We start from the raw sequence: 12,757 nt of genomic DNA on the forward strand, positions 1-12,757 counted from the left end.
CCGCGGTGCAACGGTGTCCGCGAGGCCCGATCACGGACGTGGGGCCGGGCGCTGACGTCAGCGGGGTGGTGCGGCGCTGTCGCGGACGATGAGCTCGGTGGCCAGCTCGACCCGAGGGCTCTCGGTCTTCTCGCCGGCGGCGAGGCGCAGCACGGTCCGTGCGGCCAGCATGCCCATCTCGGCCAGGGGTTGGCGCACCGTGGTCAGCGGCGGGGAGCACCACCGCACCTCGGGCAGGTCGTCGAAGCCGACCACGCTCACGTCGTCGGGCACCCGCAACCCGCGTTTGCGCACCGCCTCGTAGACGCCGAGCGCCATCTGGTCGCTGGACGCGAAGATGGCGGTGGGCGGGTCAGGCAGCGCCAGGAGTTGGCTGCCGGCGCTGAATCCGGCCTCGTGGTAGAAGTTGCCGGGGCGGATGAGGGCGTCGTCGACGGGGATATCGGCGGCACCGAGGGCGGCCCGGTAGCCGTCCATCCGGGCCCGGCTGCACATCAGGTGCGGTGGCCCGGCGATGAAGCCGATGCGGCGGTGGCCGAGGCTGATCAGGTACTGGTTGGCGCTCAGGCTGCCGGCCCAGTTGGTGGCGCCGATGGTGGGCGACTCCTGCGGGTCGACGCCGGCCGGGTCGATGATGACCACCGGCAGGTGCAGGCGGCGCAGCTCGGCCTGCAACGGTGGGTTCACCATCGAGGTCACGAAGATGATGCCCTCGGTGGAGCGCGTACGCATGTTGTCGAGCCACTGCTTGGCCGAGGAGATGCGCCAGTGGATGGCCGACACGACGGTGCCGACGCCGCTGCTCTGGCCGACGTCCTCCACCCCACGAATGATCTCCACGGCCCACGGGCTGTCCAGGTCGTTGAAGACCAGGTCGATGAGGGCGGCGTCGGTGCGCCGGGCCGGCGACCGGCGGCGGTAGCCGTGCCGGTTGAGCAGCGCCTCGACACGTTCCCGGGTGTCCGGGGCGACATCGGATCGCCCGTTGATGACCCGGGAGACCGTGGGCACCGAGACACCGGCCAACCGCGCGATCATCGCGATGGTGACGTTTCGGCCGTTCTCCGCGCCCACGGTCGCTCCTTCGTCTGCCGGGAGGCTCAGGTCTGCTCGCGGTGGTGCGGTGTCACCCCTTGACGCTGCCGGTGAGGCCCCCGATGAGCTGCCGTTCGGCCACGGCGTAGAAGCCCAGGGCCGGCAGCATGGACAGCACGACGTACGCGAGCACCCGTGCGGTGTCGTCGGCGTACTGGCCCTGGAAGGCCTGGACCCCGACGGGGAGCGTCCACCAGCTCTGGTCGCTGAAGACGACGAGCGGCAACATGAAGTTGTTCCAGCTGGTCACGATGGCCAGCACCGAGACGGTGGCCAGGGCGGGGCGGGCCATCGGCAGCAGGACCCGCCAGAAGAACCCGAAGGAACCGCAGCCGTCCAGGACAGCTGCCTCCTCCACCTCGGCCGGGATGGTGCGGAAGAACTGGCGCAGGATGATGATGGTGATCGGCAGCCCGAAGGCGGCCTGGGGAAGGATGACGCCGAGCGGGTTGTCCAGCAGGCCCATGCCGCGCAGCAGGATGAACAGCGGCAGGATGGCCACCGCGAACGGGAACATCAGACCGATCGCGAAGAGGGTCACCAGGAACTCACGGCCCCGGAACGCGTAGCGCGCGAAGACGAACGCGGCCATCGCCGCCGCGCCGACGACGATGAAGGTGCTGCTCACGGCGATCAGCACACTGTTGCTGAGCTGTCGCCAGAACAACCCGTTGGCGAGGATGTCGACGTAGTTCCCCACCCAGGGGTCGGGCCAGCCCAGCGGGTTGGTGGACAACTGACCGTTGTCCTTGAAGCCGCCGAGCACCCCGAACCAGACCGGTACGACGATCAGCGCGCCGACGGCCACGCAGATCAGGTGCAGCACGAGGCTGCGGGTTCGCTGGGCGCGACTGATCCTGGCGGTCATCGCTGGCCTCCCTGGTTGGTGATCGCGCCCGCGGTGTCCCGACGCAGGACCACACGCTGGTAGAACAGGGCGAAGACGAGGCTCAGCAGGAACATGATGATGCTGATCGCGCTGGCGTAGCCGACTTCGAAGCGGCGGAAACCGTACTCGTACATCGTCACGGCCATGGTCTCCGAGGAGTGGATCGGGCCACCACCGGTGAGCACCCAGACCATGTCGAACAGTTGGATGGTGCCGATGACGGACAGGAACACGCTGATCCGGATCGTCGGGCCGAGCAGGGGCAGGGTGACGTGTCGGAACGCCTGCCAGGCGGTGGCGCCGTCGGTGACCGCGGCCTCCGAGAGCTCCTTGGGGATGCCCTGTCGCGCCGCCAGGAACAGCATCATGTAGAGGCCGAAGTACTTCCAGGACACCACCAGGAAGACGGCGAACAGCACGGTGTCCGGGTCGGCGAAGACGGCACCGGCGTCGGCGCTCAGCCACCCGGAGAGCGCCTCGCCCAGGCCCCGGTTGGGTGAGAACACCAGGGTGAACAGGACGGCCGTGGTGACCTCGGACAGCACGTACGGGGCGAAGAAGACGAGCCGGTAGACGGCGCGGCCCCGCAGGGGCTGGTTGAGCAACATGGCCAGGGCCAGCGCGGCGGGCAGTTGGACGGCCAGCGACAGCAGCACCAGCACGAACCCGCGCCACAGGTCGCCCCGGAAGGTCGGGTCCTGGAAGGCGCGTGTGTAGTTGTCCAGCCCGATGAAGTTCTCCGGCAGCCCGAAGCCGTTCCACTTGTAGAGGCTGCCGTAGCCGGCCACCAGGATCGGGGCGATGACCAACAGCAGGAACAGCACCAGGGCTGGTGTGAGGAAGATGGCGAGGACGCCGCCGCGGCCCGGCCGGGGCTGGCGGCCGCGCTGACGCGCGGTGCCCGGCCCCGGTGCCGGCGGGTCCGTCGCCGTGTCGCCGCGCCTGGTGTCCGACACGGTCGATGGCGTGGTCATGCCTACTCCACTGGGGTTTTGCGGCCGGCTACGGATGGGTGGGAGAGCACGGTCAGACGGTCTTCGCCACCTGCGTGATGTCCTTGACGATCTGCGCGGGCGACTTGTTGCCGGCGATGAGTTCGGCCACGCTGTCGTTGATCTGCGAACCGAGTGCGGGCGCGTACGCCTGGTCGAGGTAGAGCTGGAAGCCGGTGTAGCTGGCCAGAGTGTCCGCGACGGTCTTGGCGTTGGGGTCGGTGATGGCCGACGCGGCTTCCTTCACGGTCGGCAGCACCGCGCCGGTCTTCGTGGCCGTGCGCTGGTTGTCGGCGCTGAGCAGGAACTTCAGGAAGTCGACGGTGGCCCCGGGCGCGTTCTTGCCGACCGCGAAGCCGTTGCCGCCGCCGAACACCTCGGTGGCGACGCCCTTTCCGCCGTCGACGGCGGGGAACGGGAAGAAGCCGAGCTTGTCGCCGATGCCCTTCTTGCTGGTGGAGCTCGTCGACTGCGTCGCCGGCGCCCACTGCCCCATGAGCTCCATGGCGGCGCCACCGTTGCCCATGGTGGCGGCCTGCCCGTCGGGTGAGCTGTACGAGGCGCCGAGGAACCCCTTCTGGAACGGCTGGAGGTCGACGAGCTCCTTGAGCCGGTCGCCGGCGGCGACGAGGTCGGGACTGTCGAAGTTCTTGTCCGTGACGGCCTTCTGCAGCGCGTCCTTCCCGCCGATTCGCATCGCGAGGTAGGACCAGTAGAAGTGGGCCGGCCACTTGTCCTTGCCGGCCAGGGCGATCGGGGTGATGCCCGCGGCCTTGAGCTTGCGGACCGCGTCGAGCACACCCGTCCAGGTGGTGGGCACGGCGGTGATTCCGGCGCGGGTGAAGAGGTCCTTGTTGTACCAGAATCCGACCATGCCGACGTCGAACGGAACGCCGTAGATCTTGCCGTCGATCGTGTACGGCTCCATGGCGGCGGGAAGCAACCCGCCGATCCACGGCTTCACGTCGTCGGTGAGGTCCTTGACCAGGCCCGCGTCGACCTGCTGCTTGAGCACGCCGCCGCCCCAGGACTGGAAGAGGTCCGGCGGGTCGCCAGCCTGGGTGACGGTGGTGAGCTTGGCCTTGAACGCCTCGTTCTCCAGGGGCTGGATGTCGAACGTCACGTTGGTGTGTGCCGTCTTGTACTCGTTCGCGATCGCCGCCCAGACGGGCAGCAACGGGTCGGTGTTCTGGATGTGCCACCAGTTGATGGTCTGCGGCGCGTTCGGGTCGCTGGACTTGTCGTCACCGCTGCAGGCGCTCAGCAGGTAGGCGCCGGCGCCGGCACCGGCGAGGCCGAGCAGCGTTCGGCGGGAGAGGTGCGTAGTCATGATCCATCCCTTCGGGGACTCACAGGGTGCTCGGACGCCGGCCGAGCCGGCGGGTGGGACTTATGGATCTCCGGAACTTTCATTGCTTCGCCGGTATTACCGGTCGATGGCCGGCACGCTACGAGCTGTGGCCGCAACGGTCAAGACCTCTGTCCTATTGCGAAAAGACCGGCTAGCGTAGGCAGGACTTCCAGTGATCCGGGACCGCAAGTTTCCGGAAGTTCCAGACAGTCGTCCAGAGGAGCCCTCGTGTCGACCGACATCGCTAACGTGGTGACCGCTGCCCGGTCGATCCGCAACCCTGTGCTCGCCGGATTCCATCCGGACCCGTCGATCCTGCGCGTCGACGATGACTACTACCTGGCCACCTCGACCTTCGAGTGGTATCCGGGCGTGCGTGTGCACCATTCGCGTGATCTCGTGAACTGGCGCACCCTGGGTGGGATCATCACCGACCGCCGCCTGCTCGACCTGCGTGGCTGCGGTGACTCCAACGGCGTGTGGGCGCCCGACCTGACGTACCACGACGGTCAGTTCCACCTCGTCTACAGCGACGTGGCCAGCTTCGCCAGCGGCTACTGGGACCCACAGAACTTCCTGGTCACCGCCGAGGACATCACCGGCCCCTGGTCGGATCCGGTGAAGCTGCACGGGCGCGGTTTCGACGCCGCCCTGTTCCACGACGACGACGGCACCACCTGGCTGCTGAGCATGAGCGCGGACTGGCGACCCGGCCGGGACCGCTTCGGCGGCATCGAGATCCAGCAGTACGACCGGGCCGCGCGACGCCTGGTCGGCCGGCCCCGCATCCTGTTCACCGGCACCCCGGTCGGGGTCACCGAGGGCCCGCACCTGTACCGCCACGACGGTTGGTACTGGCTGATCACCGCCGAGGGCGGCACCAGCTGGGAGCACCAGGTCACCGTGGCGCGTTCCCGGGAGTTGTTCGGGCCGTACGAGGTGGACCCGGACGGCCCGCTGCTCAGCTCGGTGGGCCGACCCGACCTGCGGTTGCAGAAGGCCGGTCACGGCAGTCTGGTGCGCACCCAGGGCGGCGAGTGGTATCTGGCCCACCTGGTGGGTCGCCCCTACTCACCGCTGGGCAGTTGCGTGCTGGGCCGGGAGACCGCGATCCAGCGGGTCGAGTGGCCGGCGGATGGCTGGCCCCGGATCCCCGGCGGGGTGCCCGCGGACGAGGTCGTCGCGCCGGACCTGCCCGCGCACCCGTGGCCGGCGGAACCCGACACCGACCACTTCGACGGCTCCGAGCTGGGTCTGTGCTGGTCGACACTGCGCCGGCCGGCCACCGACGACTGGATCGACCTACGGTCGCGTCCGTCGCACCTGCGCGTGCACGGCGGGCAGTCACCGGTCGGCCGACAGGCTCCCAGCCTGGTCGCGCGACGCGTCGAGGCGACGCACTGCTCCCTGGAGACGGTGGTGGAGTTCGACCCGGTCGACCACCGTCAGCTCGCCGGGATCACCGCCTACTACAACACGCTGAACTGGCACCACCTCTACCTGACGCGGGCCGACGACGGGCGGACGGTGCTGGAGCTGCTCAGCTCCGACAACGGGCGACGCACCCCGTACCCCGAGTTGACCGTCGACGCCAGCGGGGTCACCCGGGTCGGTCTGCGTGCGGTGTTCGACGGGCCGGTGGTGGGCTTCGAGTACGACCTCGGCGCTGGGTGGCGGCGGCTCCCGGTCGACCTGGACGCGACGATCCTGTCCGACGAGCACGCCGCACTGATCATCGACGGCGAGCCGGCCGCGTGGGGCTTCACCGGGGCGTTCGTCGGCCTGTGGGTGCAGGATCTCGGCGGCGACGGCGTGTACGCCGACTTCGACCTGGCCACCTACCGCGAGCACTGACCGCGCGGACGGCACCCCCCGGGGTGCCGTCCGCGTCCGTCGTGCTACTTCACCTGGCCGGCGACGGTCCGAAGCTGGCCGAGGGTGGTGCGGAAGCCGTGGCCGGACGCCGACGGGTCCTCGGCGACCAGACCGCTGACGGCCATGGCCTGCGAGCGGGACACCGCGACCGCGTCGTCGCCGGCCCCGGCCACGTCGAACACCCCGAAGTCGCCGCTGAGCGTCCGGAACGTCGGGGCCTCCGGGTCCCTGGCGAGGTAGAGCACCACGACCTGACCGGCCGTGAGCGTGGACATCTGGGCCATGTCGGCCACGCCGCGATCCAGGCTGGCGAGCGTGATTCGCGTCCCGGCCCCCACGGACGATCCGTTCGCCGCGCGCAGCACCTCGTCCACCCGGAACCCGTTCGCCTCGACCGCACCCCGGACCACCAGGTCCGCGGCCTCACTGAGCTGCCGCACCGTGCCGTACCCGCGCAGCTTGCCCTTGACCGCCGGCACCGCGGCGCCGGTGGGCGTGGCCTCCGTCGGCGCGGCGGCGGCGCTCGGCGCGCCGACCGGGTCGGCGGCGTCCGCGCTGTCGCAGGCGGACACCGCCGCCACGGCGAGGACGGTGGCGGCCGTGACCCACAGAGACCGGGTACGGCGGAGGTGGACTGCCATGGAGCGCTCCTTGCGTGTCGGTGCCGTCCCGGGTCGTCTCGCCCGGGACGCGGCACTGCTCACGCCATCTAACTGGGTGGTCCGCGGGCCGAGCACCCCGGTGGCCGTCCTGGCGCACAACGCCCGCCGACAACGAGATGAACATGCGCCGTCACGGCCTGCGCTCGTCGATTGACGGCGACCCGACGTACTGATATCTGTTAATACAGTTTCCAATTCTCGTGGTGCCCGCCGGGGCCGATCGCCGCGCCGGGCACCTACCGGCCGGCGGCATGCCGCCCCTTCCCCGAGGAACACCATGGTGCGCAAGAGAACAGCCGCCTACGTCGTGGGCACCCTGCTGACCGGCGTCGCGGCGGTCGGCTACGGCCTGCCGTCGGCCAGCGCCGCGACCGCCGGTCCGATCACCGGCCTCGGTGGCAAGTGCATCGACGTCGCCGGGGCCAATCCGGCGAACGGCACGGCGGTCCAGCTCTACGACTGCAACGGCAGCGCGGCCCAGACGTGGACCGTCGGCAACACCGACAACTCGATCCGCGCACTCGGCAAGTGCCTGGACGTCACCGCCGCGTCGACCGCCAACGGCGCCAAGATCCAGCTGTACGACTGCAACAACACCGGCGCGCAGAAGTGGACGGCCAGCAACGGCGCCCTGGTCAACACCGCCTCGGGCAAGTGCCTCGACGTGACCGACCGGAGCACCGCGAACGGCGCCCGGTTGCAGATCTGGACCTGCGGGGGCACCAGCAACCAGCGGTGGACGCTGCCCGGCGGGGGCACACCGACCCCCACGCCGACCGCTACCGTCCCGGCCGGCACCAACCTCGACGACCCGGCGAAGAAGGACGTCGCCATGCAGCTCGTCTCGACCGCGGAGAACTCGTCGCTCGACTGGCGTGCGCAGTTCTCCTACATCGAGGACATCGGCGACGGTCGCGGCTACACCGCCGGCATCATCGGCTTCTGCTCCGGCACCGGCGACATGCTCGAACTGGTGCAGGCGTACACGAACACCAAGCCGGGCAACGTGCTGGCCGGCTACCTGCCGGCGCTGCGCGCCGTCAACGGCACCGCGTCGCACGCCGGCCTCGACCCCAACTTCCCCCGCGACTGGCGGTCCGCGGCCAACGACTCGGTGTTCCGGGCGGCCCAGGAGGCCGAGCGGGACCGGGTCTACTTCAACCCTTCGGTACGCGACGGCAAGAACGACCAGGTCCGGGCGCTCGGTCAGTTCGCCTACTACGACGCCGCGGTCATGCACGGGTACGAGGGCATGCGCCAGATCCGCAGCCGCGCCCTCGCCCGCGCGAAGCCCCCGGCGCAGGGCGGCGACGAGCGGACCTGGCTCAACGCGTTCCTCGACGAGCGGGTCATCGAGATGAAGAAGGAGGAAGCCCACTCGGACACGTCCCGCGTCGACACGGCCCAGCGGGTGTTCCTCAACAACGGCAACTTCAACCTGAACACGCCGTTGGTGTTCGCCGTCTACGGCGAGCAGTTCCGCATCGGCTAGGCCCTCCAGCACGTCCAGACGCTCAGGGCGCCGCCTCGCGGCGCCCTGAGCCGTCCCCCGGGCGCGACCTTGCCTTGACGCTGACGACAAGGTTTAGCCTGGTCGCGACGGGCTGGTCGAGGAGGTCTGATGCTGATCGGCGAGCTGGCGGAACGGGCCGGCACGAGCACCCGTACGTTGCGCTACTACGAGGCCCACGGGTTGGTACGCCCGCAGCGCTCGGCCAATGGCTACCGCGTCTACGACGAGGCGGAGCTGCGGGTGGTCCAGGAGATCCGCGCGCTGCTCGACGTCGGCTTCGGCCTCGACGACGTCCGTCCGTTCGTCGCCTGCCTCCGGGCGGGAAACGCGTCCGGCGACGTCTGCCCCGATTCCGTGCTGGTGCTGCGACGCAAGCTCGCCGAGGTCGACGACTACCTCGGTCGGCTCACAGCGGTCCGTCAGCAGTTGCGCACCCAGCTCACCCACGCCATCGCACACCGGGAGGAAACATGCCCCAGGAGACGACAGTCGGCTCCCTGACCACCGTCACCGACGACACGTTCGCCGAGTTGGTGCTCGCCAGCGATCGGCCCGTCGTGGTCGACTTCTGGGCCGAGTGGTGCCCGCCCTGCAAGATGATCGAGAAGAGCCTCGTCGAGCTGGCACAGGAGTTCGGCGAGCGAATGGTCATCGCCAAGCTCAACTCCGACGACAACCCGCAGGCCACGCGGCGCTACCGGGTCATGTCCCTGCCGACGCTGCTGGTGTTCCGTCAGGGTGAGGTCGTCGGTTCGGTCGTCGGGTCCAGGCCGAAACTGCACCTGCGGCAGAGCCTGACCACGCACGCCGGGCTGTGACCGATCGAAGCGCACACCCATCGCTGGCACAATTGTCGACATGGTCGACTGGTACGCCCGAGGTGAGGTGGGTAGTGGCGTCATCCGGCTCTCGGAACCGCACGTCAACGAGCTCCTGTCGGCGAACTTCTGGTGGTTGCGCGGCAACGATCGCGACCTGGTGATCGATGCCGGGCTCGGGGTCGTCGCCCTCCGGGAGGCGATCCCGGCGATGTTCGAGCGCGATCCGATGGTCCTGCTCACCCACGCGCACCTGGATCATGTCGGTGGGGCGGCCGAGTTCGCGGACCGGGCCGCGCACCCCGCCGAGGCGGAACTCCTGACGGCGGGCGTTCCGGCGAGCCTGTACGGCGCGGAACTCTTCGACAAGCTCGGGATCGACGCGGCGGGCGAACCCGTCCCGGAGCTGATGATCGACGTCCTGCCCGAACCGGACTACGACCCGACCAGCTACCGCATCGCACCCATGACCCTGCACCGAATGCTCGACGACGGCGACCACGTCGACCTGGGCGGGCGAACTCTCACCGTGCTGCACCTTCCCGGCCACACCCCGGGCAGCATCGCCCTGCTGGAGGAGTGCACCGGGACCTTGTATTCCGGCGACATCATCTACGAGGGCGCGCTGATCGATGACCTGGCGAACTCCGATGTGGCCGCCTATCGGCGCAGCATGGAGTTTCTCACCGATCTCGACGTGTCAGTCGTCCATCCCGGCCACGGGCGCAGCTTCGACCGGACCCGCCTACGTCAGCTGGCCGAGACCTACCTGGGCAGAGACGCCCAGACGAGTAAGTCCTGACCCTGGCTGGGGCGGTGGGCGCAGCCGGCGGCCGGCGGCGGCCGGCGGTGAGCGTCGGTGACCTCCTGAGGGCGGGTGCGGTGGTGAACGGTATACCTCAGAGTCATGAATATGACCCTGAGGTATACCGCTCGCCAGCACATCGACCTGGCCGGCAGCCCAGAGCGGATGGCGAGCGACCTTCGCCGCGACCCCAGCCCCGTCTTGAGTGAGGACTTACTCGCCTAGCTCCGGTCGCGGGCGGACCGTTACCCGGCGGCGCCGTCCGGCGCGGCGACGAGCGAGTCCAGGTGACGGCGCAGAACCTCGCGCAACAGACTGGGCGGAAAACGCCCTGGGAACATCACGGCCTGCAGCCCCAGCCCGTCGAGCAGGGCACGGAGGCGGACGCTCTCCACCTCCACGTCGAGGTCGGTGGGCAGGCCGCCGGCCTCCTGCGCACCCTGCAACGTACGCTGCACCAACTCGTCAAGGGTCTGCTGAAGGGCCTCGGCGTGGATGAGCAACGACTGACGAGTCCGGGCCGCTGTGGTGAACGTGTGCCGCAGGAGCATCTCGTCGCGGCGGAGGTCGTCGAGCGGCAGAAATTCGGCCAGGAGTTCCTCGGTACGGCATCGTCGATCCGCGCGGCTGCCGCCAGAGTCGCCGAGCAGGCGCTCGGCATGCGCCCAGACCCGCTCGCCGACGCGGCGGCCAAGCTCCTGAACGGCGAAGATCATCAGCTCTTCGTGGTCGGTGAAGTAGTGCCGAACCGATCCAATGGCCAGCCCCGCCTCGTCGGCCACATTGCGCAGCGTGGCCGCCTGCAGGCCGTCGCGTGCGACAACCGCGTAAACCGCGTCGGCCACCATACGACGACGTTGCTCGGGATCGACGATCTTTGGCACGAGAACTTTATAGCACGATCATGCCATGATAATTTGGCACGACGGTGCCAAATTCGGGGGTGCGGCAGTGAACGTCTGGGTCGTGGCGGCAATCATCGTCCTCGCGCTGATCGTCATCGTCGTGAAGCGGCTGACCGGCGAACCCCTGAACAAGCGCGATCTGTGGGCGCCACCGGTCATCCTCACCACCATCGGCCTCTACATCCTGCTCAGGACCGACGGCGTGCGCACTGCCGATTACGCTTGGCTGGTGGGCGGTTGCGCCCTGGGCCTCGCCCTCGGCTACCTACGCGGCTCGCTCGTCGTGGTCTACGAGAAGCGCGGCTTCCTCTGGCAGCGCTACCGCGGCCGAACCTTCGCGGCCGTCGTCGGCACGCTTGTCGCGATGCTCGGCTACAGCCTGCTCGCCGACCACCTCGGGATGCAGGCGGCGGCCCGTCCGATCCAACTCACCATCGGCATCAGCTTCATCGGTGAGGCTCTGGCCGTGACCCGTCGGGGCATCGAGCTCCGGGTGCCGTTCGCACCCGTTCGCCGATGACGACAGCACGGCACCGGTGAGCGGATCGGGCCAGCGGCTCAGCTCTCGACCCAGCCGTGCGATCTGGCGTGGTCGACCAGCGGCTGCCGGATCGCGGAGATCTGGGCCGCGGTAAGCGTCGGCACCCGCTCGATCAGCAACTCCGTCACCTCGTAGGTGAACTCGCGCGGCGACAGGACGTCGCACATCCCGTCATCCTCACCGGTCTGCCCGGTCCGCGTCGGCACGACGTCCGGCACCCGTTCCGGGCGGACGCCCGCGACCGGCTCGACGATCCGCAGGGCCGCCACCTTCAGACCACGGTCGCCGGCCTCCACCTCGTACTCGACACGCATGCCGGGATGCACCAGGTGCCGCTGCTCGCCGAAGTCGTTGGCGTGGACGAAAATGTCCTCGCCGCCCTTCGTCGGCGCGATGAAGCCGTATCCACGTGCGTCGTCGAACCGGATGACCTTACCTACCGCCCACACAGCCACCACCCACTCCCACCACTCAACCAGGATCTCGACAGTGTCCCCACACACACTGCCCAGCAACGGTACCGAATGCGTCGTGACCTGCCTTCCAACGATCACCACGCGCACCATTCCGCGCCGGGGGCGCGACTGGCATTCTGTTCTTACCATCGCCGCGCAGGGTGTGGAGGTCGTCGTGTCGATCGAGGATCGCGCAAAGAAGCCGAGGCTGCCGCCGCGCTGGTTCATCCGGACAGCCTGGTCCGTGCACCGGGGGCTCTATCGGGTGTTTCGCGGCCGAGTCGGGCTCTGGCGGCCCCGCCCGGACCGTTGGGGCACCCTGCGGCTGACCACGACCGGTCGCCGTACCGGTCAGCAGCGCGGCGTCATCGTCGCCTACCTGGAGGATGGGCCCAACCTGTTCACGTTGGCGATGAACGGCTGGGGTGAGGGTGAGCCGGCCTGGTGGCTCAACCTGCGGACCCATCCGGAGGCGACCGTCGACCTGGTAGACGGGCGGCGGTTGGTCCGTGGGCGCGCCGCTGCCGGGGAGGAGCGGGACCGCCTGTGGATCCGCTGGCGCGACATCGACACCAACCTGGACGCCTTCGCGGCACTGCGCCCGTCCGAAACCGCGGTGGTGGTTCTCGAGCCCCGCTCCGGCATCGAGGGCGTCGCCGGCCAGGCGCAGCCCGACGACTGACGCGGTCCGCCCGCTCCCCCACACCGCCGCTCGACCATGCCTCTGGCGACGACGCAGCGGCGCTCCCGACCGGGATGATGGATCCGGTCGGGGACGACGTCACACCGGGCACCAACTCAGTGCCGACCATTCTGGTTCACGCTGCGTCGCGACGCCCGGCGATCTCCGGTCGCG

Annotated in this window: 14 protein-coding genes; 7 read left to right on the forward strand and 7 right to left on the reverse strand. The window is 69.4% G+C overall.

Annotation, left to right across the window (positions count from 1 at the left end):
* Window positions 1-57: 57 nt before the first annotated feature.
* Genes AB0C25_RS03435 through AB0C25_RS03450 form a run of 4 tightly spaced genes read right to left on the reverse strand, consistent with a single transcriptional unit; the run spans window position 58 to window position 4,306 of the window.
* Window positions 58-1,074, reverse strand: a complete 1,017-nt coding sequence (locus AB0C25_RS03435) for a LacI family DNA-binding transcriptional regulator (RefSeq protein ID WP_357369151.1) — start codon at window positions 1,072-1,074, stop codon at window positions 58-60.
* 52 nt (window positions 1,075-1,126) lie between these two features.
* A complete protein-coding gene (locus AB0C25_RS03440) occupies window positions 1,127-1,963 on the reverse strand; it encodes a carbohydrate ABC transporter permease (protein WP_357369153.1) in 837 nt (278 codons plus the stop codon).
* Window positions 1,960-2,958, reverse strand: coding sequence for a sugar ABC transporter permease (locus AB0C25_RS03445; RefSeq protein WP_357369155.1), 999 nt, complete (start codon window positions 2,956-2,958; stop codon window positions 1,960-1,962). Before AB0C25_RS03445 ends, AB0C25_RS03440 begins: the two co-directional genes overlap by 4 nt.
* A gap of 52 nt (window positions 2,959-3,010) precedes the next feature.
* Window positions 3,011-4,306 carry an extracellular solute-binding protein gene (locus tag AB0C25_RS03450; RefSeq protein WP_357369157.1) on the reverse strand — a complete coding sequence of 432 codons (1,296 nt, stop codon included), beginning with the start codon at window positions 4,304-4,306 and terminating at the stop codon, window positions 3,011-3,013.
* A gap of 249 nt (window positions 4,307-4,555) precedes the next feature.
* On the opposite strand from AB0C25_RS03450, the gene AB0C25_RS03455 reads away from it, so the two are divergent.
* Window positions 4,556-6,181: a glycoside hydrolase family 43 protein gene (locus tag AB0C25_RS03455; protein ID WP_357369159.1), complete on the forward strand. Its 1,626-nt coding sequence runs from the start codon at window positions 4,556-4,558 to the stop codon at window positions 6,179-6,181.
* Between the two features lie 44 nt (window positions 6,182-6,225).
* Here AB0C25_RS03455 and AB0C25_RS03460 read toward each other — a convergent pair whose 3' ends face one another.
* Window positions 6,226-6,843: a hypothetical protein gene (locus AB0C25_RS03460; protein ID WP_357369161.1), complete on the reverse strand. Its 618-nt coding sequence runs from the start codon at window positions 6,841-6,843 to the stop codon at window positions 6,226-6,228.
* 298 nt (window positions 6,844-7,141) lie between these two features.
* Here AB0C25_RS03460 and AB0C25_RS03465 point away from each other — a divergent pair, with 298 nt between their 5' ends.
* The 4 genes from AB0C25_RS03465 to AB0C25_RS03480 all read left to right on the forward strand — a co-directional run bounded on the left by AB0C25_RS03465 (window position 7,142) and on the right by AB0C25_RS03480 (window position 9,997).
* Entirely contained in the window at window positions 7,142-8,356 is a 1,215-nt protein-coding gene (locus tag AB0C25_RS03465) for a chitosanase (RefSeq protein ID WP_357369163.1), read from the forward strand.
* 129 nt (window positions 8,357-8,485) lie between these two features.
* Window positions 8,486-8,878 carry a MerR family transcriptional regulator gene (locus AB0C25_RS03470; protein ID WP_357369165.1) on the forward strand — a complete coding sequence of 131 codons (393 nt, stop codon included), beginning with the start codon at window positions 8,486-8,488 and terminating at the stop codon, window positions 8,876-8,878.
* The gene (gene trxA / locus AB0C25_RS03475; RefSeq protein ID WP_357369167.1) at window positions 8,848-9,195 is read left to right on the forward strand and encodes a thioredoxin; all 348 of its coding nucleotides are present in this window, start codon (window positions 8,848-8,850) and stop codon (window positions 9,193-9,195) included. Before AB0C25_RS03470 ends, trxA begins: the two co-directional genes overlap by 31 nt.
* Window positions 9,196-9,235: 40 nt before the next feature.
* Entirely contained in the window at window positions 9,236-9,997 is a 762-nt protein-coding gene (locus AB0C25_RS03480) for an MBL fold metallo-hydrolase (RefSeq protein WP_357369169.1), read from the forward strand.
* 248 nt (window positions 9,998-10,245) lie between these two features.
* Here the strand turns inward: AB0C25_RS03480 and AB0C25_RS03485 are convergent, their stop codons facing one another.
* Window positions 10,246-10,884 (reverse strand): TetR family transcriptional regulator C-terminal domain-containing protein, encoded by a 639-nt coding sequence (locus AB0C25_RS03485; RefSeq protein WP_357369171.1) that lies wholly within the window; start codon window positions 10,882-10,884, stop codon window positions 10,246-10,248.
* 67 nt (window positions 10,885-10,951) lie between these two features.
* Here AB0C25_RS03485 and AB0C25_RS03490 point away from each other — a divergent pair, with 67 nt between their 5' ends.
* On the forward strand, window positions 10,952-11,425 hold the full coding sequence (locus tag AB0C25_RS03490) for a DUF1453 domain-containing protein (protein WP_357369173.1): 474 nt from the start codon (window positions 10,952-10,954) through the stop codon (window positions 11,423-11,425).
* 38 nt (window positions 11,426-11,463) lie between these two features.
* Here the strand turns inward: AB0C25_RS03490 and AB0C25_RS03495 are convergent, their stop codons facing one another.
* The gene (locus AB0C25_RS03495) at window positions 11,464-11,895 is read right to left on the reverse strand and encodes a cold shock domain-containing protein (protein WP_357370106.1); all 432 of its coding nucleotides are present in this window, start codon (window positions 11,893-11,895) and stop codon (window positions 11,464-11,466) included.
* A 181-nt stretch (window positions 11,896-12,076) separates the two neighbouring features.
* On the opposite strand from AB0C25_RS03495, the gene AB0C25_RS03500 reads away from it, so the two are divergent.
* Window positions 12,077-12,583, forward strand: a complete 507-nt coding sequence (locus AB0C25_RS03500; protein ID WP_357369175.1) for a nitroreductase/quinone reductase family protein — start codon at window positions 12,077-12,079, stop codon at window positions 12,581-12,583.
* Window positions 12,584-12,757: the final 174 nt, after the last annotated feature.

The sequence above is a fragment of the Micromonospora sp. NPDC048839 genome, assembly GCF_040649915.1.
Taxonomy (GTDB): domain Bacteria; phylum Actinomycetota; class Actinomycetes; order Mycobacteriales; family Micromonosporaceae; genus Micromonospora.

Coding starts and splice junctions, on each gene's coding strand:
- AB0C25_RS03470 (WP_357369165.1), top strand. CDS start 8,486: ATGCTGATCGGCGAGCTGGCGGAACGGGCCGGCACGAGCACCCGTACG.
- AB0C25_RS03440 (WP_357369153.1), bottom strand. CDS start 1,963: ATGACCGCCAGGATCAGTCGCGCCCAGCGAACCCGCAGCCTCGTGCTG.
- trxA (WP_357369167.1), top strand. CDS start 8,848: ATGCCCCAGGAGACGACAGTCGGCTCCCTGACCACCGTCACCGACGAC.
- AB0C25_RS03445 (WP_357369155.1), bottom strand. CDS start 2,958: ATGACCACGCCATCGACCGTGTCGGACACCAGGCGCGGCGACACGGCG.
- AB0C25_RS03480 (WP_357369169.1), top strand. CDS start 9,236: ATGGTCGACTGGTACGCCCGAGGTGAGGTGGGTAGTGGCGTCATCCGG.
- AB0C25_RS03460 (WP_357369161.1), bottom strand. CDS start 6,843: ATGGCAGTCCACCTCCGCCGTACCCGGTCTCTGTGGGTCACGGCCGCC.
- AB0C25_RS03465 (WP_357369163.1), top strand. CDS start 7,142: ATGGTGCGCAAGAGAACAGCCGCCTACGTCGTGGGCACCCTGCTGACC.
- AB0C25_RS03450 (WP_357369157.1), bottom strand. CDS start 4,306: ATGACTACGCACCTCTCCCGCCGAACGCTGCTCGGCCTCGCCGGTGCC.